Here is a 19,889-nt window from a genome sequence, read left to right on the forward strand (position 1 = left end):
CCCCTTCCCGTCAGCCGACGAACGTCATGTGCCGCACCAGGTCGGCCTTCTGCTCGGCGAGCGACTGGTGCGCGCCGTGCAGGTGCCACGTGTGGTGCGTCTCCGAGTGCTGCACCGGCGGCGCGCCGGCCGCGGTTCCGCGCATCGGCGTCAGGTGGTACCCGAACGCCGTCGCGGTGCGGGCGAGCAGCGCCCGGGAGCGGGCGGTGCTGTCCCAGGGGATCCACGACTCCGGCTTTCCGGCTTCCGCCGCGAGGACGGTCGTCGGCTGGGTGAGGATGCCGCCGCGCGCCATCGCGACCTGCTGGCCGCGCATCTGCTGCACGAAGGTGTCGCTGCCGCTGATCGCCTTGACCTGGCTTGCGATCTTCGGTGCGAGCGTCCGCAGCGTCGCCCAGTCGATCCCGGCGGCGATCACGTCCGCGATGCCCGCACCCGGGTGCGACCGGAGCACGCCCAGCACGGTGATCGCGTTCGCGAGGTCGTCCGGCGTGAGCAGGCTTGCGCTGGTGGCCGCGCCCGTGTTCGCCGCGGCGGCGGCGCCCGGCGACTTCACCGCGGCTGCCGCGATGGCCGCCGCCGCGTCATCGCCCTGCGCCGCCAGCTGCGAGGCCAGGGCGGTGTCGCCCATCGAGGCGAGCTTGAGCAGGTTCGCCTGGAAGGCCGCGCTGCCCTTGTTCGCCGCGTCGAGCTGCGCCGTGTAGTCCGCGAGCGTCGCCTGCGCCGTCGGCGCCAACGCTTTGAGCTGGTTGACGATCGTCGTGAACTGCGAGCCGGTCGCCTTGGCCAGGGCAGCGACCAGCGCTGTGCCGTCGTCGCCCATCCCGCGGAGAATGTCCTCCACATCCGACCCGGCGCGCTTCCCGACCGTGGCCAGGTTGCGCTCCCACGCCGCGTTCGCGGAGTTGGCCGCCGCGAGCTGCTTGGCGTAGGCCGCCAGGTTGAAGCCGGACACGCTCTTGGTGCCGACCTTCACCCCGAGCGCGCTGTCCGCGCTGTTGAGTGCCTTGCGGTCGGCGGTGACCTTCTTCGCCGCCGCGCTGCTCGCCGTCCTGGCCTTCGTCAGCGTGTTCTCAGCCGCCGCCAGCTGCGCCGCCGTGTGGTGACGCGACCTGACCTTGGAGAGGTTCCGCTCCGCGTCCCGCACCGCGCCGGCCTTCTTCGCCGCGTCCGCGAGCGCCGACGCCAGCGTCTTCCCGGCCGTGTTGACCCGGTCCACCGCCGAACTGTAGCGGTCCCACCCGGCGCTGACGCCGAGCGTCGCGGTCGGGTCGGCCGGAGAGTAGGTGAAGCCGCCCAGTCCGCCGCCGGCGAAGGCCGTGATGCCGCCCTGCGCGAAGTGCTCCAGGTCGTACCCGAACTGCTTCGCGACCATCCGCAGGATCGCCGTCGACCGGTTCCGCTTCGCCGGCGACAGCGGGATGTACGCCTCGCCGCCGGTCTCCGGCTCCGCCCACAGCCGCATCGACCCGCCCGGCGCGATCTGCGCGACGTGCTGCTCCATGCCGCCGTCGGCGTAGGCCCGGCGGTAGATGTTCCCGTTCGCGTTCCCCCGGTTGATCGGGTTGACCTGGTCCGCTTTGGTGACCCGGATCGTCACGGTCTTGCCGGTGATCCCGTTGATGTAGTTGTGGATCGTGGCCGCCGCAGCAGCGGCGCCGCCGGTCGGGATGGTGACCTTCACCTTCTTGTCCGGGAGTTGTGTGATCTTGAAGCCGAGCGCCTTGAGGTCGGCCTGCGCCTCCGCGGTGGGCGCCTTGATCGTGACCGTGCGGCCCTTGGTCTTCGCCACCTTCCTTTGCAGGCTGGTCAGGTCCGCCTCGGCCTGCGAGGTCAGCATCTGGACCGTCGCGGCCTTGCCCGGGATCTTCTTCGCGATCAGGTCATCGAGCGCCTTCGCGGCCTTCGCGGTCGGCGCGGTGATCTCCATCTGCCGCCCGCCGGGCAAGGTGTGCACCTTGTAGCCGACGGACTCGATGTCCTTGACCGCGTCGGCGGTCAGCGCGGTCACCTTGACCGTGCTGTCCTTCGGCAGGTGCCCGGCCAGGCCCTGCACGTACAGCAGGTCCTTCTCGGTGTCGGTCAGGCCCTTCGTGTCCAGCGTGATGGCGAGGTTGCTGGGGATGAACCCCATCTGCGCGGCCAGGAGTTGCGCGTCCTCGGTGGCCAGGCCGAAGCCCTTGCCCGCGGCCACTGCCGCGTCGTAGGCGGTCTGCATGCTCTTCTCGGCCTGCTGGAGCGCCTCCGGGACCGACGTGCCGTTCGCCGTCGCGTAGTCGAAGGTGGCCTGCGCCGCCGATGCCGTGGCCCCGTTGAGCGCCTGGAGCTTGTTGAACAGCTCCTGCCCGTTCGCGCTCGTGGTGTTGAGGGAGCCGTCGACCTGGAGGAGCTGGTCCTTGTAGCCCTTCGCGTGGTCGACGCCGTCCTTCCACGTGCCGTTCAGGTCGGTGACCGCGCTGTTCATGTCGGCGACGGCCGCCTGCACGTCCAGCTCGCCGCCCGAGAGCAGGTCCAGGGCGGTGTGCAGCGCGCTGGCCTTCGTCGCGGCGTCCGACGTCGAGTCGCCGAGAGTCCTGATCGCGCCCTGGAGCCGGGACGTCGGCGACGTCGCGCTGGTGGCCGCGCCCGACGCGTCCTTCGTCGCGGCGGCGATGTCCTTCCAGCTGTGGACCGCGTCCGGCAGGTCTGCGCCCATGTCCTTGAGCGCCTGGACGGCCTGCATCTGCGCTTTCGTGGTCGCGTCCATCGGCCCGCGGGCCTTGAGGCTCGCCGCTGCCGTGGCGGCGACGGACGCCCCCAGCTTGCCCATGACGGTGCTGCCGCCGAGGTACCCGTCGGTGAGCTGCTTGAGGGTGACCCCCGACTTGCCCATCACGTCCATGAGCCGGGTCTTGCCGTCAGCGAGCTTGGAGTCCTGGAGCATCTGCGCAGCCGCCGCCCGCACGGATTCGTCCACGACGCCGTTCGACGCCTGGAGCGCCTGGGCCAGGGTGGAGATCCGCTGCTGATGGGCCTGTTCTGCCGCCGCGGCCTGCTGGTGCTTCTTCGCCAGCATGTCCAGGCCGATCATCGCGGCGGCGATGGCGATGCCCCACGGCCCGCCGAGGAAGCCGACCAAACCGCGGGTCGCGCCGAGCAGGCCGCGGCCGGCTCCGACACCGATCGCGGTGGCCGCACCGCCGGCCGCCGCCCGGAACCCGACCAGCCGGCCGCCTGCGGCCTGGATGCTGCCGGATGTGCTGCGGAAGCTGGCGCCCATCAAGGCGATGGTGCGCGAGCGCGTCTCCAGCTCGGCCATGACGCCGCCCATGCGCGACAGGGTCACACCGGCGTGGGCGGCCTGCACCCGCTGGTACAGGCTGGCGTCCCCCACCCCGCGGAAGGCGTTGATGCCCGCCCGGCCGAAGCCGACGACGGAGGTCTGCATGGCGCTGATCTGGCCGCGGAACGGCCGCAGCGCCAGCATCGAGAGCACCGACAGCTGGACCGGGCCGGGAAGCCCCGCGAAGGCGTGCGCAACCCCGCCGACCACGGACGCGATCGGCCGGAGCACCCCGGTCAGGTCACCCGCCCACCCGACCGCGGTCTGGAGGCGGCCGGACAGCACACCGACCGCGCCGGACGTCCCCGATACCGACCGGGCGACGTCCTGCATACCGCCCTCCAGCGGCGTCGCGGCCGAGGCGGCGTTGCGGAGGGTCGTGTCCACGGCGCGCACCCCGGCGACCGCCAGGCCGGCGTCGTTCACCACGATCCCGGCGAGGGCCTGGTGCAGCGGCGCGGCCACCCCCTTCGCCGCCCGCCCGATGCCGGCCTCAGCCGCGTGCAGGTGCGCCTCGACGGCCGGCCCGTACAGCGTCCACAAGTCACCCGCGGTACGGATACCGCGCTTGACGTAGGGGATCGCGCTGCTGATCCCGGTGGTCATACGGCGGGTGACACCCTCCAGGACGGGACTCACGCCCTGGTACACCTGGAGGAAGGTCGAGCTGAGCTGCTTGCCCAGGCCGCGCATCGCACCGCCGAGGCCCTTGGACTCCGCAGCGGCGATGTTCTCGGCGCCACCGACCCGGCCGACCTGGGTCCCGAACTGCTCGAACGCCTCCCCGCCCTGGTGGGCGAGCGCGGTCATCGCGGAGAGCGCGGGCTTGCCGAACGCCATCGCGGCGGCCGACGTGAACTGCTGCTGCGTCAGCCGCTCCTGCGCGTCGTGCAGCTGCGTGACGACGTACTGGAGGCCCTTGAAGCGGCCCTTGCTGTCGAACGCCTCGATGCCGAGTTCTTTGAGGCCGTTCTTCATCTGCCGGGTCGGCTTGGCGAGGTTGACCAGGGCGCCGCGCAGGGACGTGCCGGCAGTCTCGCCGATGATGCCCGACTTGCCGAGCAGGCCGACCGCAGTCGCCGCCTCGTCCACGCTGACGCCCAGCGAGTGGGCGGTCGGGCCGACGTACTTCATCGCGTAGTACAGGTCGATCAGCTGGCCGCTGGCCGAGTTCGAGGTGTTCGCCAGGACGTCCGCGACGTGTGCCGCTGACGTGCTCTTGAGGGCGAACTGGTCCATGATGTCGCCCTCGATCTGCGCCGCGGTAGCGACGTCAGTGCGGGCGGCGGCAGCCAGCTGGATGGTGCCGCGTGCGGCCTTGATCGCGTCCTGCGCGCCCAGGCCGGCCTTCGCGAGGTCGACCATGGCGTCAGCCGCTTCGGCGCTGTTCGCGGACGGCAGCCGCATGTCCGCACCGAGGGCCTGCGCCTCCCGGCCGGCGGCCTGCATCTGCGCCCCCGAGGCCCGGGTGACCTCGCTGAACTTGAGCATGGCGTCGCTGTACTCGTTGCCCTGCTCAACGATCTTGTGAATGCCGTAGATCAGCGACCCGCCCGCGAGCAGCAGGCCCAGGCTCTTGACGGGGGCGAGCGCCCCGGCCGCGCCGCCGCGGATCGAGGCGAAGGCGCCGCGCGAGGCGGTCCCGGCCGCGGTCATGGCCCGCCCGGACTGGGCGGCGGCGACCTCGGCGGCGCGCAGCCCGGCCGCGCCGCCCCGCGCCCCGGTGCCGGCCGCGGCCAGGCCGACCGCCGCGGTGCCGGCGTCGGCGCCCAGGACCCGCACCCCGCGGCCCGCGATGGTGGCGACCTCCCCGAAGCGGGCCGTCTGCGCCGTCGCCCGCGTCATCTGGGGGCTGTACGCGCCCAGGTCCGCCTGGAGCCTGACGCGCACGGTACGGTCCGTCACACCGACCACCCCCTACCTGCTGTGCTGGTCAGTCGGGCATGGGGTGCCGTCCGGCGTAGCTGACGGAGAGCTTGCGGCCGGGGACCGGCTTCTCAGCCGCGGCTTCGGCCTTCTCACGCACCTCGCAGGCGAAGCACTGGAGCTTGTGCAGGTCCCACTCCGCGGACTCGTCCATGGAGTCGGTGAGGGGCTGGCCGCAGCCGCCGCATGTCTCCGCCTGGAGCCGGGTCCACTCCACCGCGAGGGCGGTGTCCTCCTCGGTCCACCGCGGCTCGCCCGCGGCGGGCACGCGGCCCATGAACTCCGAGTAGGGGATGCCGTGGGCGGCTGCGTAGCTCAGGTGGTCCCGAAGCGCGCCAGAATGTCGGATGCGGTCTCGGATTTTGGGCCCGGGTCGGTCACCCCGAGCTGCACCGTGAGGGCGCTCTGCCAGAGCTGCTGGAGCTGCCCGTCGTTCAAGTCGTCCCAGAACGCCGTGAACTCCGCGTCGGAATCCACCTGTGGGCTGACGAGCTGCTTCCGCACCAGCCGCGGGGCCAGCGCGTCGGCGTCGAACGGGGGCGCCTCGCCGCCGACGTCGGCCAGCATCGCGCGCTGTGCCTCGGTCGGCGGGTGCTCGCCCACCAGCCGCTGATACGCCCGGTGACTGATCGCCTGGAGGACAAACAGCACGCGGGACGCCTCGGCGGCGTCCTCCAGGTCCCGCAGATGCCGCGCGAGCGCCGGGGCGGTGTCCGGCTCGTTCGAGGTCTCGTCGTAGACCACGGCCCGCTCCAGGGCCTCCGCCGCGTCGGCGATCTCCGAGGCCAGCTCCGCGTCGAGGTAGAGCGGCACGCTGGTGCGGGGGCGCTGGATCCGTGCCCGCACCTCCGACAGCCGCAGCGGCTGCGGCTGCTCGGCGGGTGCGGGCGTCGGGCCGGCGGAGAACGTGGCCGGCACATCAGTCGTCTGCACGCTCAGGCCCCCGCCGCCACGACAGCGTCCTGCACCGGCGTGGCGGTGATCGCCATCTGCGCGGTGAACTTGTCGGTCTCGTTGTCCGCGGTGTCCGCCTCCGCCCGGCTGATGACCGTCACCGGGTAGACCCCGCAGCGGTCCGCGACGGTCGGCGTGCCGTCCGGGGAGCCCAGACCGCTCGTGGCGTTCTGGTGGAACCCGGCGCGAGCCACAACGAGGAATCCGCTCGTTCCGGCCTCCAGCGTCGTCCACGCCAGGTCCGCGGCGGTCTTGGAGTCGCGGTGGCCGGTGTACTCGGCGGCGTCGCCACCGTAGGTGCCCGGCGCGGTCGCGTTGAAGCGGCTACCGGCGTCGCCGGCGTCGATCGTGTTGCCGGTCGAGGGCGTTTTGAGCCCGTCCCTCGTCATGTGGTGGGTCAGGTTCACCGCGGCCGTCAGCTCGGCGACCGTGGGGGCCGCCATGTTCACGATGGTCTCGGCGAAGAGGACGGCGATGTTGCCGGTTGTGCCGTAACGGGGCATGGGTCACTGCTCCTGGGAGTCGGCCGGGGCACCCGGCTCGGTCGGGTCGGTCGGGTCGGAGTCGTCCGGCAGCGGGTCGCCTGCGCCCGGGTCGGGGTCCGCGGGCGCCCCCGGGTCACCCGGCGGGGTACCGCCGTCACCCGGGTCGGGGTCGGCCGGCGGGGTGTACAGCTCCCAGCCGCGCAGTTGCCAGATGATCGTGAACTGGAGCCACGTCACCGTGACCGGCAGCGCGTCCGGCAGCGACGGGTTGACCATCTGCACGTGCTCGTACGGGCTGTGGTTCGGGTCGTCGGGGGCATACAGCTCGGGCTGGGCCTCGGGCGTTGTGTCGGGCGTGGTCACGCCACCTCCTGCGGGGTTGGCCGGCACTCAGGCCGGGGTGAGGTAGTACCGGTAGACGTCCACCCGGAAAAAGGTCGGGCTCTCCGGGGCGGTGGGGTCCGTGGTGGCCTCCGGGGCAGTGCCGGTGCCGGTCACGTACTCCGCGGCCTGCTGCCACACCCACCCGTCCGGCGGCTCCAGCCGGCCGAGCGCCACCGCGCGGGCCTGCTCCGCAACTTGGTCGGCCGCGAGCCGGGACGGCCCCGCCGCGGTGACCTGGATCTCGGGAGACCGGTCGGCGTTCGGGTCGGCGGCGGTGCCGTCGCCCCGCAACTCGGTCCGGGGGCGGACGACGACGTACCGGCCCGTCAGCGCCCCGCCCGCATTGCGGGGCTCCCCGTCGCCGACCGCCAGCCCCGCATCGACCAGCGCGGCCACCAGGCTGTCCGTGGCGTTCACGGCAGCGCCTGGTGCAGCGCGATCTCGATCCCGCGCACCAAGTCGTCGGCGTTCTCCTCCAGCGCCGGCCCCAGGTGCTCGATCGGCGCGTTCTTCGAGCTGCCGTACTCGATCAGGTTGCCCAACGCGCCCTGCGGCCGGTCCTTGTCCGGCCCGATCTCCGCCTCGACGCCGACCGGCGTCGTGCGGACGTCGTAGGTGATCGAGGACGGGTACTGCGGCAGGTATTTGTGGCCGCGCACCCGTGACCGGGCGCCCTGCTGGACCTTGCGTGCGGTGACGGCCACGGCCGTCGTCGTGTTGCGGGCGAGCCGGGCCGAGCCGCCCGCCAGGTCGTTGACGAGCCCGTCCAGGCCCACGATCACGATGCCGCTGCTCACCGGGACACCTCCGTACACCAGATCCGGCGGGCCGTGATGTGCGTGCCCCTGTCGATGTTGCGCACCTGGAGTCTGAGGTCGGCCAGCGTCGGATCCTGGCTCGCGGTGACGGTCAGCCGGTCACCCGACCGCACGCCGGCGCCCGCGCTGTAGGGGATGGAGACCTTGTACTGCCACGTTTCGGCCGCCGCCGTCACGGACGGGATGACCGCGGCGGTCCCGGCGGGCTTCACCCGGCAGATCCCGTCGTACAGGACGGTGACCGGCGTGGTGTCGGTCCCGTCCGCGCTGGTGGCGACCGGCCCGGTCCGCTCGATGCGGCACTGGTCGGTCATGTCCTGCTCGGCTGCGGTCCGCCCTGCGGCTGCGGTGTCGGCCGCGCTCACGGCGAGCCCGGCACGATCGAGAACGCCCGCCCGCCGACTGCCGGCCGGAGATCTGCGAGTTCCTGCGGCGTCAGGTACAGCTCGCCGGAGGATCGCGCCGAGTCGGTGGTGTAGCTGTAGTCGTCCACGCTCTGCTGCCGCTTGCCCTCGGGGTTGAGGACGACACGGAGCACCATCGCGCAGCACACACCCTTCGCGGTGTCCGGCTGCCGGGTGTCGATGTCAGGCACCCGCTCGCGCATCTTCGCTGACGCGTCCGCGAGCAGCGCCGGGATCTTCACACGCTCGCCGTCGGTGAGGTCGCGCCCGATCAGGCGCCCGTTCACGTCGTCCACGGTCGCGAAGTCGGCCACGCCCGTTACTCCTTCGGTGTCGATTCACCGAAGGTTTCGGCGAGCTGGTCGCGGGTCAGCGCCTCGGCGGCAGCCTGCTCGGCACCGCAGTGGACCGCCCACGCCACCCAGTCCCCCTTGGAGGCGGACTTGGCCGGGGCGCTCTCGGTAGCCGGAGTGTCCGTGGTCTCGCTGACCCCGGACTCATCGGCGTCGAGGGCGCGCAGCCGCTTGACGAGCGCGGCGTCGGCGGTCTCCAGCACCCCGCGCTCGAACCGCGCCCACACGCCCTCGGCGTCCTGGAGGACGAGCGCGGCGTACTTGCTGACGAAGCGCACCGCCTTGGTGCTCGCGGCGGCCATCAGGTCAGGTCCTTGATGATGCCGTGGTAGTTCTCCGGGCCGTACTCCAGGCCGACCTCGCCGTAGAGCTGCCACTTCTCCGAGGCGCCCGTTTTGGCGAGCAGCTCGGCGAACAGCAGGCCCTTGCCGGGGATCTCCAGCCATACCGGCACGCACACGCTCAGGTCGGCGATGGTGATCTGGCCGGAGGGCATCCACCTGTTCGTCATCAGTCCGAACATCCCGAAATCGGTGACGATCGTGTCGATGGCGACACCGCCGACGGTGCGTGACATGGTCGGCTGGTTCAGGGTCGCGGTCGCGTAGGCGTTGGTGACCGCCACGCGCTGCCCGGGGCCGCACATCAGGACCGTGGTGTCCTGGGTGAGGCGGGCGCCGTTGCTGAACATCGTGGCCAGGGTGGCGTTGATGATGTCCTTGGAGATCGCCCGGCCGGTGCCGCCGTTGGCGTTCACGTTGGTCGTGATCGCTGTGTTCAGGCCGCGGGTCTTGCGCTTGGTGGTGTTGTCGGTCGGCTTGGTGTAGGTGCCGTTGAGGAACGACATCTCGATGTCGACGGCCATGGACTCCAGCTCGGCCATGATCTGGGTGGTCAGCTCGTCGGTGACCGGGTTGTCGTCCTGCCCGACGTTGATGCCGGAGTACATGGCCGTTGCTGCCTGCCGCGTGTACGAGACGGACACCGCGGACTGGTGGATCTCCACCAGGTTGTTGACGTTCGCCCGCGACCGGGCAGTCCCGGTCGGCGCGTCGGCGCCTTCCAGGGCTGTATTGCCGGCGCTGGAGCTGCGGCGGTCCATGGTCTGCCACTCGAACTCGACGGCCTTGGTCCGCTTCCCGCCGGACAGTCCGCCGATGGCGGACAGGAACGGGGTCTCGGTCGGGGTGACCTGGTAGAGCTGCCCGTGGTAGTTGGGCAGGTTGTATGTCGTCCCCTGCCCGCTGACGGTCGCCATGAGGCGGCCTCCTTACGTTGTCGGGTCGGCGCCCGGCGACCGCCGGGGACCTACTTGCTGCTGATCTCGCGGAGCTGCTGCGACTTGAGCGCGATGGCGAGCCGGGTGTCGCCCTTCGCTTCGGCCTCCGCGACGCGCTGCGCCAGGGTCGGCGTCCCGCCGGGCCGCGCGCCCTGCGAGGGGTCCGGCCGCGGAACGGACGGATTGCCGGCCCCGGCCGCCCAGTGCGGCTTACGGGTCAGCAGGTCGTCGAGCGCGCCCGTGATGGCGTTGGCGTCGATGCCGCCCTGGTCGGTGGTGAAGGCTCCGGCTGCGAGGGCGTCGACCGCGTCCTGCGGGTCGGCGAACCGCCCGGCGGCCAAGGCCTCGACCTTCGAGGCGACAGCGAGCCGGGTGGCTGCCGTGGCGCGGTCCTCGGCCGCCTTCGCCCGGTCGGCCAGGCGCTCGGTCTCGGTCTTCTTGGCGTCCTCGATGGCCTGGAGCTGGTCGGCCTGCTGCTTGGCCAGCGTCTCGGCGTCCTTGGCGCGCTTCTTCCACTCCGCCAGGGCCTTTTCACCGGCGGGGCCGAGCGCCGGATCGTCGCCCGTTGCGGGCGGCGGCGGCGTCGCAGGATCCTTCGGCGGGTCCGCCGTAGGCGGGGCGGGCGGTGTCGGGCCGCCCGCCGGCGCCGGTTCCACGGTCGGGTTCGGAGCGGGGGGTGTGCTCATCAGGTGCTCCCGTTGCAGGAGTCGGGACCGGGGCGTTGCGCCCAGGTCAGGTCAGGTAGCCGAACCGGCGCAGGAGGCGAATGATGTCGTCGCGTGACTGGGCCAGGCGGTAGATCTCGCCCGGCATCAGCCGGGGCGTGCGCAGCCGGAAGCGCGGCAGTCCGCGTTCCAGGTCGGCGGCGACGCGGGCGAAGCGCTGGCCGGTGCGCTGCTCGGCCTCGGCCCGCATCTGCCGGTAGAAGCTGCCGCGGCTGGTGGTGCCCTCCAGGGTCGCCACGACGCGCTGCCCGTAGGCGTCCAGCGTCGTCACCGACCGGCTCGCGTTGACGACGCTGTAGATGTCCGCGCCGTCACGGATGGCCCGCGCCCCGCCGATGGTGAACCGGCGGTCCTGCTCCGCCCGGGACAGGCCGTGGAAGAACGACATGGGGTCCGTGGTCCGCCCTCGCCGGGCCGAGGTCGAGGGGACGCCGTAGCACTGGCAGCGCTTGTGCCGGTCGAAGTCCGCGTCGTAGCGGTACCAGCGGCCGGCCAGGATCGCGCACCGGGAGCACGCGCCGGCCCGCACCATGCGGACGTACCCGGTGACGGTGCGGTTCGCCGCCACTGCCACGCCGAAAGCCCCGGACCCGGCGTCGGCGGTCTCCGAGGCGACGATGCGCCGCAGCTGCATCTGCCCCGCGAGCATCGCCTCCGGCAGCGTCACCCCGCCGCCCAGCAGCGTCTTCGTGCGGATGACCGGCGTGTACAGCAGGCTGTCCAGCGGCCGGCCGTCCGCCGCCACCCCCGTCAGAGCCCGCGCCGAGACCCGGGACGCCCCAGCGTCGTACTGCGGCTCCAGGCCGTCGGCGCGGACCATGCCGTCCACGTAAGCCTGCGCCGGGCCTGCGGCGAGCAGCTGCGCGGCGGTCAGCAGCCGCACCAGCGCCGGGCCCACCCGGCGCAGCCACGACCCGGACAGATCGCCGGTATCGAGCGCCGCCCACCAGCGGGCCGCCTGGTGCTCGGCCGCCAGGACCGCGCGCCGCTGCGCCGCACCGTAGGCGGCGACGAGCTGGGCATGGCCCTGCTCGGGGATCGGCGGGGCCGCCGTCACGCGGCCTGCTCCTGCACCGCAGGGGGCGCGGGCGGGAACGCGGTGGTGAGTGCGTGCAGATCGGCGACAGAGGCGCGGGTGAGGGACTCCTCGTCCATCTGCCGCATCCGCTCCCGCTGCACCGCGGTGTACCCCAGGTCCTCGCGGGCCTGCTCCACCGGGATGATCCCCTGCTGCACCAGCTTGACCGCGGCGTCGGCCTTCTGCGCCTGCGTCGGCGTCGAGGGGTCACGCCACACCGTCTCCAGCGACAGTGCCCGCGGGTCCCACACACCGTTGATCAGCCGCAGCACCAGCCGGTTCGCAGCCTCGTGGCCACCGCCGAAAGCCCTTTGCCGGCGCTCGGCCCGCTTGATGAGCCGAATCTCGCTCGCCTTGATCGCGTCGGCCGACGGCGGGTTGTCCGTCGACAGGCCCATGAAGTGCGGCGGCATGCCCGCCAGACTCGCGACCAGCCGGGCCAGTGCGTTGATCGTCTCGTGGAAGTTCGTGAGCTGGGCCTCGGGAAACTGGATGACGTCGGCGCCGTCGCCGTCCTCACCGCTCTTCCGGTTCTTCGCAGTGGCCCAGATCCGCCCCGCGAGTCTGGACCACATGCTGACGGCGTTGCCCTGCTCGTCGGTGAAGTCCTCCTCGTCGAACCCGAACGCCACCCGCCGCGGCATCGCGTGGTACTCCGCGGACACCATCATGTCCGTGGCCACCTTGCACGCGGCGTCCGACAGCGGGATCACGTCGGCCAGCTCGGTCCGGCCCTGCGGCACCAGGGTGCGCCCCCGATTCGCCAGCGGCACCACCGGGACCACCCCGAGGTTGTGCACGTCCTCGTCGGTCTTCCTCCAGGCAGCCGCGCCCACCTGGTCGTACCAGACCGTGCGGTCCGGCAGATACAGCGTGGCGTGCCGGTCCAGGACGGCATCCGTCAACGGGTCCGTCTCGTGCCACCGCTTGAGTGCAGCCCGGACGCGCCGGGTCTGCGGGTCCCAGTCCGCCTGCACCTGGAGCGGCGACTCCGTAGTGATCAGCGGCGTCGACCTGTCACCGTCCCGACTGCCGACGATCATGAACGCGCGGCCCATCACCATCGCGTCCACGTGCGCCTGCTGACTGGCCTCATCCATGCCGTTGGCCTGCCAGACCCTCCACAGCTCGTCCGAGGTGGACTGGTCGGCATCCGCCTCGTCCGCAGTCGACCCGGGCACTGCGAAGCGGAAACCCTCGACGTCGAGGCGCTCCTCCAGCGAGTCCACCACCAGCCGCGGCCAGTTGATGACCACCTGCCGCAGCTGCTCGCCCAGCTCCGCCAGCAGCTCCGGATGGAGGTATGCCAGAGGCTGTTTCCCCTCGTAGTAGCGGTCCAGCTCCTCCAGCCGCGCCCGCGACGCCTCGTGTACGCGGGACAGGTACGTCACCCAGTCGTCCGGGGTCTGCGGTGCCATCAGCGTCTCACCACCATCCGCCCGGACCTCCGGGGCTTGTTCAGGCCGGCCTCGATCGCGTCGCGCCGGGCCTCCCACGACAGGCACCCGGCCATCGCGCCGTCCATCGACAGCGGCGACTGGTGCCGCTCCTTCTCGATCACCCACAGCGGCTGACCGTGCTCGTCGAGCATCTTGAGCACCCGCCGGCGGGCGTTGGCGACGTGCCGGGCGTACACCGCGTCGCCCGAGTGCGTCAGCTCCCCGGACTTCATCGCCCCCTGGTATGCCCGCAGGCTGTAGGCCATCGCCTTCGGCCGGTTCGTCCACCACTCCGTCACCCGCCGGTCGCCTTTCAGGCCCTTCCAGCGGGAGACCATGCCCTCCCAGTACGGCGGGTCCAGGTACGCACGGACCACGTCCCAGGTGTCGAACGCGGCCAGGAACGCGGCGTCGACCTCGTCCTCGGGGCACTCCCACCCGGGGCCGCCGGGGTCGTTGGCGCCGGGCGGGCACTCCCAGATGCCCAGCGGCCACTGGAACCCGGTCGCCAGGTGCGTGGCGACCAGCGCGGTGGCGTCGCGGAACTGGGCGCCGTCGAAGCCGATCGTGATCCGCTCGCCCTTCCCCGGCAGCGCCCGGTCCGGCCGGGCCAGCTCCGCCCAGCGGACCGCGTCGAACGCCTGCCGCCCGGCCTGGACCCGCCGGTTCAGCCACACCCGCTCCCAGTACGCCCGGTCGGTGTCCGGCGCGTTGTACAGGGCCACGATCGCGTCGACCTGGCCCTCGAAGTCCGGCCACGCCGCGATACTCGGCCCGCTGGCCTCCCGGACCGCTGCCCGGATCTGCTCCTCATCGTTCAGGTCCTCGTCCACCCGCGGCGCCGCCTCACGGTGGAAGAAGAACAGCGTGCGGTCCTTGGACTTGCCCGCGTGCACCAGCTCGGCGAACTCGTGCGTGCCCTGCGCGACGCTGTCCTCGCCGGGCGTGTACGTCGTCGTAGTCTCCAACGACCACGGGTCGAACAGCATGATCTTCGGGATGTTCGCGAGCATCGTCTGGTGCGCCTCGCGGTGCCGCGGCAGCGTGAACCGGTGCGTCTCGTCGAAGTGCTGGAACGTCGTGCGCGCTCCGTCGCGCGAGTCCGGGGAGGACGCCAGCGGCACCGCCCGCCCGGAGCCGCCCCACCGCATGATGCGGTCCAGGCCCGGGTCGAACTCATCCACGTCCGGCCCCTCGGTGACCATCACGTACAGCGCCGCGTAGGCCAGCTCCTCCGTCTGCTCCTCGGTGTACGCCACCATCGGGATGTACGGGTCGGAGACCGGCACCCCGACCGGCTCACCGTCCGCGTCGAAACCGTCGCAGCGCACCGGCCCGTCCGGGTGCAGCTCGGCGAACGCCACGGCGGCGGCCAGCTCCGTCTTCGCGGTTCCCTTCCGCACGCTCAGCCCGACCCGCTTGAACCGCCGCTTCCCCGCCCGCGGGTGCCCCTGCGGATACACCTCGTACCAGCGGTAGATGAGCCCGCGCTTCTCCGGGTCGAGGACATAGGGCTTCCCGCGCAGGGCACCCGGGCCGTGCACTGCGCGCTCCTCGATGAGGTCGCACACCTGCGGGCCGAGCGTCGGCCACGGCTCCGCATCGGGCGCCGGGACCATCAGCACGGCCACGGCGTCACTCCACCACGTGCAGCGTCGCCCGCGGATCGTCGGGGCGCCGGCCGGACGTCGCCGCCCGGCGCTTCCTCGGCCGCTCCGCGCTCTCGTCCTCGGCCACCCGCCACCGCAGCCGCAGCATGGCCAGCGGCGTCAGGCCCAGCCGGTCACCCAGCTGCCGGGCCTCCCGCGCGGCGTCCAGATCCCCTTGCTCGGCCCGGGCCTTCCAGCGCACGTACTGGGCGACTTCACGCACCCAGCGCTGGCGGTCCCACTCCTGGGCCTGCGGCAACCGCCACAACTCGGTCCAGACTTCCGCCTCCACCCGCTCCTGCGCCGTGATCTGCGCGGCCAGGATCGTCGCCTCTTCCCGAGCACCGTCGAGCTTCCGTGTCAGCGCCGCGCGTTGGCGGGCGGACAGCTCTGGCTCCTGGAGCGACAGTTCCAGATCGTCGGCCTTGCGCTGCGCGGTGTCCCGCCGCGTCGACAGGACGACGTCCGGCAGCAGCGGCCACGCCGGCAGCGGGCCGTCCCAGCCGGTAGCGGGCAGTTCGACCATCGGCACGGTGGCGTTGCGCCGCCGAGCATTCGGTTTCGGGGCAGGTCCCATTCCGGGCATGCCGATCACCCCCACAGTGCCATTGCGGCACGTCGGGCGCCCCGGCCATTGCAGCCGGGCGCAGTTACAGTGTGTGACTAGGACGGGTGCTGGATCAGGCTCCGGGGCCGCCCAGACCCGTACGGATCTTTATGTCCCTCCCCGTCGGTCCGGGTGATGATCACCCGAGGGGGTCACCCCCCGGGGCCTGGTCACCCTCCGTGTTGGCCTCAGGGTCCAGCCACACGATCCGCGTGGCGCCGCCGTGGCCGTGGATGAGTTCGACGGACGCTCGACCGCGATCCCAGAAGACGATGCTGGGGTGCGCGCCGACCCAGCGCACAGACGCCGTGCCGTCGGGCCAGAGGACTCCGTCGGCGACGTGGCCGGTGCCGGAAACCCCGCTGATGTCGGTGTCGCGGTCGAGGTAGAAGCGTCGAGGTGTGCTCATGCGTTCCAGCCTCCTGGCTGCTCGGTCGCGGTCCAGCTGCTGTGGCAGGGGCCGCAGAGTCCGCGGCCGTGCTGCGGATCGTCGGGGTCGAGGCCTTGCAGCACGAGCTGGCGCCGGTCGAGGGGCCAGTGGTCGGCGTGGGCGCTGGCCGTGACGCACCGGCCGGCGCCCCCGCGGCAGCAGCTCGGGCAACCGGGGCACGTGCACATGGGGTCGCGCCGCAGCACGCCGGGCCTGAACCGCTGCTCGTGTGCGCGTCCGTAGCCGCGCTGCCGTGCGGTGCCGCGGGCGCGGTCGGCTGCACGGGTGTGGTCGGTGCAGCGGCTGTCCTGGGTGTACTCGGGGCAGCCTGGTACGGAGCAGACCCGCCAGCGGCCAGCGCGGGGCATTGGCTTCACCTCCGGGGCATGCGCCGCACTTCCACGCGGAGGCGCTGGGCGGTCAGTATTGGTCGAGCTTGAGCCAAGGGCTGATGTGCAGGTTCGCCGCTTCTGCGTCCATGGTCTTGGTCGCCAGGGTGACGTTCATGAGCGCGGCTGCGCCTGTGGACTCATCGTCCTGTTCGAGGATCGCGGTCCGAGACGTTTCGACGGCCCGTGACCATGCCTCGGCGGCATCTGCGAAGTCCTGAGTCGCGGCGGGTGCCCTTTGGGCAAGTGTCGCAAGTCGATCCTGCTCCACCTGGGCAACGAGCTGGACGTTCTCGACCTTGGCCCTGGCGTCGGCATCTTTTGCGCTAACTGCCGTGGTCTCGTCCTGCATCGCGGTCTGCAAGTTGCGCACGGCGGCGGCTATGTCGGCGGCGGACTTGTCGCGCTCAGCGTTGTTGGTGCTGGACGAGCAAGCGGTCAGGGCCAGGAGTGCTGCGGCGGCGAGGGCCGCGGCGGCGATACGGGTACGCATCGGGCCAGCGTGGCGTACCTGGCATCGCGGTGAAGGCGATGTGACGGTGCTGTGATCGAGTCATGCCCGGGGGCCAAGTCCAAGTGCCCGGGTGGTTTCTCCTGAGTGGCGGCCGGTGCCCGTCCCGGAGGCATAGCTGCTCGTGTGTGCCCCTGCCGTGGCGCCTCTGTGGGCTGGGACGGGTCCGGGGCGGACATGCCGCAGGCCCCGGACCTGGGTGGTCAACGGGGCCTGCGGGTGGTCGTTCTCCGGGCACGCCGGAGGTGGCCTCAGTGTTACAGCAGGTCAGATGCTCCGTCAAGCGGCGGCGCGGCGCTGAGCGTAGGCGGTGACGTCCTCCAGGGCGACGAGCGTGCGGCCGGCGTGATCGCGGCCGTGCGCGGCCAGCTTGCCGCGGTGGAGCAGAACACGGATCGTGCCGGGCTTGATGCCGGTGGCGGCCGAGGCGGCGTAGGCGTCAACGAGGGTGGGCGTCGTGCTCATGCCCCCAGTGTGGATCAAGCGTCGGCCCGCCGGGGTGTGCCCGGCGGGCCGACGGCTACGGGCGGTTGGCGGCGTCGTGCTCGGCCCAGAGGCGGTGGTACTCGACCTCGACGGTGTCCGGGTCGGGGCCGACGACGGTGAGGTGCAGGACGCCGCTGCGGGTCTCCCACCGGTGCCGGAGGTGGGTGCCGGCGATGCCGTCCGGGCTGGTGGTGAGGCCGTTGCGGAATGCCGGTGCGCTCCGGTGCCGGGTGCTTCCGGTGAGGACGTTGTAGCTCATTCTCTGATGGTCCTTCCGTTGTGCGGTCGCTGTCAGGGATTCAGCGCCCGTTGCCGGTCTGGCAGCCGTGGCCGATGGGCATGTGCTGGGCGCAGGCGGCGCAGTAGACGGTGGTGAGTTGGCGGTCGTCGAAGGCGCCCAGGACGCCGAGGATGGCGAGCGTGCGGCGGATCATCGGCGCACCCCCTGCCGGATCGCCGGACCGGCCTTGACGATCACGGCGGCCCCTTCTCCGATGGACTCGACCGAGGGCCTGTTCGTGTTGTTGTTGTCGGCTTGACCTGCGGCAACAACACGAACAGGTGGCGCCGAAAGGGGGTGGGGGAGTGGGGGCAGGTCCATGCGGTGGATGCCGGTGGTGACGGCGGGGTCGGCGTCGGGGACGCGGACGGGCCGGGTGCGGATGCCGTGGGTGCGGCAGAGTGCGAGGACGTCCCACTGCCGGCCGGTGTCGGCGGCGAGTTTGGCGGCGATGGCGGTGAGGTGGACGTTGCCGCCGCGGGCGGCGTCATGGATGGCTACGGTGAGCCGGTCGGCGTCGTCCGGCTCAGGCTCGGTCGGCGAGGTCGGCTCGCCGCTCTCCTCTTCGGGTTCCTCTTGTACGTCGGCGGCGGGCGCCTTCCCGCCGGCGCGGTACGCGGCGACGGTCAGGGTCACGGCGGCCGGCCACATCAGCCAGCGGGCCCCGGTGACCGCGTGGCTGCCCGCCCCGAGGGTGATCTTTCCGATGGTCCAGGCGGCCCATCCGGCGCCCGCCAGCATCACCCACCGCAGGACGGTGTCCACCTGGCTGGTGGACTCCCCCAGCCAGGCCCTGATGCCGGTGCGGGTCCGGGCGGCGCGGGTCCGGGCGGCTTTCGCGCCGTGGCGGACGATCTGGCCGGCCAGTACGGGGACGCCGCGGCTGATGCGGCGGGCGGCTTCCTGGAGCCATTCGCGGGTGGTGGGGGCGGTCATGCGCTGATCCCGTGGTGGACGATGCTGCCGAGAAGTTGCGCGCCGAGGTCGTTGACACCGGGTACGACGGTCTGCCCGATCACCGCGAAGACCCCGGTGCCGATGGCGACGATGGTGCCGACGAACACGCCTCGCAGGAACCGTCCCCGGATCTGCTTGGCGTAGGTCTTGCGGAGCAGGAACAGCACGACGACCAGCGCTGTCACGACGATCGCGCCCTTGTCGTCGAGCTGTGGTGCGGCGGCGTCCGCGACCGTGGAGGGCTGGGCGCCGGTCATGGCGTGCATGAGGGTGCCGCCGATGCCGTTGCCGCCCCAGCGGATGAACCCGGCGGCGGTGCCGAGCATCCCGGCCGGGCAGGCGACCATCAGCGTGCCGAACGCCATGCCCGCCCAGATCTGCCCGAGGACCATCGGGTCGCGGGACTTGCCGGCAGCGGCGACGGGTGCGCCCTTCTTCCCTCCCCCGGCCGGCGCCGCGGCGCCGCCGCTGCGCCACCAGCGGACGTGTTCGACGATGAGGACGCCGATCCCGACGGCGAGGCCGGCGGAGGTGAGGACGCTGCTGGTCATGTTCGTCACGGGGTGACTCCCGTAATGAGGAAGGCGGCGGACCCGACGATGGGCAGGCCGAGGGCGGGCCCGAGGAGCGCGGCGCAAAGGGCGGTGCGGGTCAGGAGGTTGCCCCGGCCCCGGTCGGTCGGCGTGGACGGGGCGCGTCCCCGCTGGCGCTGGTCGAAGAGGGCAGCGGCGCCCGTGGCGGTGCCGGCCATGACCCAGGCGGCCGACAGGCCGGCCTGCTGCCACGCTTCGTGGAGAACCCCGGCCCACGCGGTGGCGGGCAGGAATGCCAGGAAGCAGCAGAGGGCGTTGCGGCGGGCCTGGAAGCGGTCGGCCCAGGTTGGCGGGTCGGGCTCGGGCGGCGGCCCGGTGGTGATGGTGACGTCGATGCGGATCGGGTCGACGGTGACGACGACGGGGGTGGGCCTCGGCGCGGGCGCGGGCGGCGGGGTGTAGGGGGCCGGGGGGACGTACGGCGGCCGTGGCGGCGGGACGACTCCTCCCCCACCTCCGGTGCGGGTGGGCAGCGGCCATCCGGCGGGGATGACCGCCGTGGGCTCGATCGGGTCAGGCATGGTGAATGGGTCCTTAGAGCGCGAAGAGGATCGCCACGTATCCGCCCAGGGCCACGACCAGCGCGGCCGTGGCGAGCACGGGTGTGAGCGCGCGGCGGTCGACGGCGAGCAGCGCGAGGGCTGCGCCGACCATGGCGGTGAGGAAGAGCGCGAGGAGCACGGCGCTGGGCACGGTGGTCTCCGGGTGGTGTGGCGGGGGTCGCGCGCGGGTCTGCTCTCCGGGTCTGCGCCTAGTGGTGCTCGCCGGGGCTCGCCGGTCTGCGGGCCGATGGGCGGCCTCGGCCGTCGCCGCACCGGGT

Annotated in this window: 26 protein-coding genes; all 26 read right to left on the bottom strand. The window is 72.3% G+C overall.

The genetic code is table 11. From position 1 onward, the window contains the following. Positions 1 to 10: 10 nt before the first annotated feature. On the bottom strand, positions 11 to 5,227 hold the full coding sequence (locus OHA86_RS21955) for a phage tail tape measure protein (protein ID WP_329177799.1): 5,217 nt from the start codon (positions 5,225 to 5,227) through the stop codon (positions 11 to 13). Between the two features lie 28 nt (positions 5,228 to 5,255). Next, positions 5,256 to 5,525, bottom strand: coding sequence for a hypothetical protein (locus OHA86_RS21960; protein ID WP_329177801.1), 270 nt, complete (start codon positions 5,523 to 5,525; stop codon positions 5,256 to 5,258). A gap of 38 nt (positions 5,526 to 5,563) precedes the next feature. Then, positions 5,564 to 6,181 carry a hypothetical protein gene (locus OHA86_RS21965; RefSeq protein ID WP_329177802.1) on the bottom strand — a complete coding sequence of 206 codons (618 nt, stop codon included), beginning with the start codon at positions 6,179 to 6,181 and terminating at the stop codon, positions 5,564 to 5,566. 2 nt (positions 6,182 to 6,183) lie between these two features. Then, the gene (locus tag OHA86_RS21970) at positions 6,184 to 6,705 is read right to left on the bottom strand and encodes a phage tail tube protein (RefSeq protein WP_329177804.1); all 522 of its coding nucleotides are present in this window, start codon (positions 6,703 to 6,705) and stop codon (positions 6,184 to 6,186) included. Between the two features lie 3 nt (positions 6,706 to 6,708). Then, a complete protein-coding gene (locus tag OHA86_RS21975) occupies positions 6,709 to 7,050 on the bottom strand; it encodes a hypothetical protein (protein ID WP_329177806.1) in 342 nt (113 codons plus the stop codon). Between the two features lie 27 nt (positions 7,051 to 7,077). After that, positions 7,078 to 7,488 (bottom strand): hypothetical protein, encoded by a 411-nt coding sequence (locus OHA86_RS21980; RefSeq protein WP_329177808.1) that lies wholly within the window; start codon positions 7,486 to 7,488, stop codon positions 7,078 to 7,080. Beyond that, a complete protein-coding gene (locus OHA86_RS21985) occupies positions 7,485 to 7,868 on the bottom strand; it encodes a hypothetical protein (protein WP_329177810.1) in 384 nt (127 codons plus the stop codon). Before OHA86_RS21985 ends, OHA86_RS21980 begins: the two co-directional genes overlap by 4 nt. After that, on the bottom strand, positions 7,865 to 8,254 hold the full coding sequence (locus tag OHA86_RS21990; protein WP_329177811.1) for a DUF6093 family protein: 390 nt from the start codon (positions 8,252 to 8,254) through the stop codon (positions 7,865 to 7,867). Before OHA86_RS21990 ends, OHA86_RS21985 begins: the two co-directional genes overlap by 4 nt. After that, complete coding sequence (locus OHA86_RS21995) at positions 8,251 to 8,607, bottom strand: Gp19/Gp15/Gp42 family protein (RefSeq protein WP_329177813.1); 357 nt, start codon at positions 8,605 to 8,607, stop codon at positions 8,251 to 8,253. The genes OHA86_RS21990 and OHA86_RS21995 overlap by 4 nt, the downstream gene beginning before the upstream one ends. 5 nt (positions 8,608 to 8,612) lie before the next feature. Continuing rightward, on the bottom strand, positions 8,613 to 8,948 hold the full coding sequence (locus tag OHA86_RS22000) for a hypothetical protein (protein WP_329177815.1): 336 nt from the start codon (positions 8,946 to 8,948) through the stop codon (positions 8,613 to 8,615). Continuing rightward, complete coding sequence (locus tag OHA86_RS22005) at positions 8,948 to 9,904, bottom strand: SU10 major capsid protein (protein ID WP_329177817.1); 957 nt, start codon at positions 9,902 to 9,904, stop codon at positions 8,948 to 8,950. The genes OHA86_RS22000 and OHA86_RS22005 overlap by 1 nt, the downstream gene beginning before the upstream one ends. 50 nt (positions 9,905 to 9,954) lie before the next feature. After that, positions 9,955 to 10,611: a hypothetical protein gene (locus tag OHA86_RS22010; protein WP_329177818.1), complete on the bottom strand. Its 657-nt coding sequence runs from the start codon at positions 10,609 to 10,611 to the stop codon at positions 9,955 to 9,957. Between the two features lie 46 nt (positions 10,612 to 10,657). Further along, complete coding sequence (locus OHA86_RS22015) at positions 10,658 to 11,707, bottom strand: hypothetical protein (RefSeq protein ID WP_329177819.1); 1,050 nt, start codon at positions 11,705 to 11,707, stop codon at positions 10,658 to 10,660. Next, entirely contained in the window at positions 11,704 to 13,146 is a 1,443-nt protein-coding gene (locus OHA86_RS22020) for a phage portal protein (protein ID WP_329177821.1), read from the bottom strand. The genes OHA86_RS22015 and OHA86_RS22020 overlap by 4 nt, the downstream gene beginning before the upstream one ends. Continuing rightward, positions 13,146 to 14,798 carry a terminase gene (locus tag OHA86_RS22025; protein ID WP_329177823.1) on the bottom strand — a complete coding sequence of 551 codons (1,653 nt, stop codon included), beginning with the start codon at positions 14,796 to 14,798 and terminating at the stop codon, positions 13,146 to 13,148. The genes OHA86_RS22020 and OHA86_RS22025 overlap by 1 nt, the downstream gene beginning before the upstream one ends. 4 nt (positions 14,799 to 14,802) lie before the next feature. Beyond that, positions 14,803 to 15,393, bottom strand: coding sequence for a hypothetical protein (locus OHA86_RS22030; protein WP_329177825.1), 591 nt, complete (start codon positions 15,391 to 15,393; stop codon positions 14,803 to 14,805). A 169-nt stretch (positions 15,394 to 15,562) separates the two neighbouring features. Continuing rightward, positions 15,563 to 15,832, bottom strand: coding sequence for a hypothetical protein (locus OHA86_RS22035; protein ID WP_329177826.1), 270 nt, complete (start codon positions 15,830 to 15,832; stop codon positions 15,563 to 15,565). After that, complete coding sequence (locus OHA86_RS22040; protein ID WP_329177827.1) at positions 15,829 to 16,221, bottom strand: holin; 393 nt, start codon at positions 16,219 to 16,221, stop codon at positions 15,829 to 15,831. Before OHA86_RS22040 ends, OHA86_RS22035 begins: the two co-directional genes overlap by 4 nt. A gap of 52 nt (positions 16,222 to 16,273) precedes the next feature. Then, positions 16,274 to 16,735, bottom strand: a complete 462-nt coding sequence (locus OHA86_RS22045) for a hypothetical protein (protein ID WP_329177829.1) — start codon at positions 16,733 to 16,735, stop codon at positions 16,274 to 16,276. Between the two features lie 297 nt (positions 16,736 to 17,032). Beyond that, positions 17,033 to 17,218, bottom strand: coding sequence for a helix-turn-helix domain-containing protein (locus OHA86_RS22050; RefSeq protein WP_329177831.1), 186 nt, complete (start codon positions 17,216 to 17,218; stop codon positions 17,033 to 17,035). 55 nt (positions 17,219 to 17,273) lie between these two features. After that, positions 17,274 to 17,498 carry a hypothetical protein gene (locus OHA86_RS22055; protein ID WP_329177833.1) on the bottom strand — a complete coding sequence of 75 codons (225 nt, stop codon included), beginning with the start codon at positions 17,496 to 17,498 and terminating at the stop codon, positions 17,274 to 17,276. Positions 17,499 to 17,538: 40 nt separating this feature from the next. Beyond that, positions 17,539 to 17,673 carry a hypothetical protein gene (locus OHA86_RS22060; RefSeq protein WP_329177834.1) on the bottom strand — a complete coding sequence of 45 codons (135 nt, stop codon included), beginning with the start codon at positions 17,671 to 17,673 and terminating at the stop codon, positions 17,539 to 17,541. After that, the gene (locus tag OHA86_RS22065; protein ID WP_329177836.1) at positions 17,670 to 18,455 is read right to left on the bottom strand and encodes a hypothetical protein; all 786 of its coding nucleotides are present in this window, start codon (positions 18,453 to 18,455) and stop codon (positions 17,670 to 17,672) included. The genes OHA86_RS22060 and OHA86_RS22065 overlap by 4 nt, the downstream gene beginning before the upstream one ends. Then, complete coding sequence (locus OHA86_RS22070; protein WP_329177837.1) at positions 18,452 to 19,036, bottom strand: hypothetical protein; 585 nt, start codon at positions 19,034 to 19,036, stop codon at positions 18,452 to 18,454. The genes OHA86_RS22065 and OHA86_RS22070 overlap by 4 nt, the downstream gene beginning before the upstream one ends. Then, entirely contained in the window at positions 19,033 to 19,590 is a 558-nt protein-coding gene (locus OHA86_RS22075; RefSeq protein ID WP_329177839.1) for a hypothetical protein, read from the bottom strand. Before OHA86_RS22075 ends, OHA86_RS22070 begins: the two co-directional genes overlap by 4 nt. A 13-nt stretch (positions 19,591 to 19,603) precedes the next feature. Further along, on the bottom strand, positions 19,604 to 19,762 hold the full coding sequence (locus OHA86_RS22080; protein ID WP_329177841.1) for a hypothetical protein: 159 nt from the start codon (positions 19,760 to 19,762) through the stop codon (positions 19,604 to 19,606). Positions 19,763 to 19,889 lie beyond the last annotated feature (127 nt).

This window comes from Streptomyces sp. NBC_01477 (assembly GCF_036227245.1).
Lineage (GTDB): Bacteria > Actinomycetota > Actinomycetes > Streptomycetales > Streptomycetaceae > Actinacidiphila.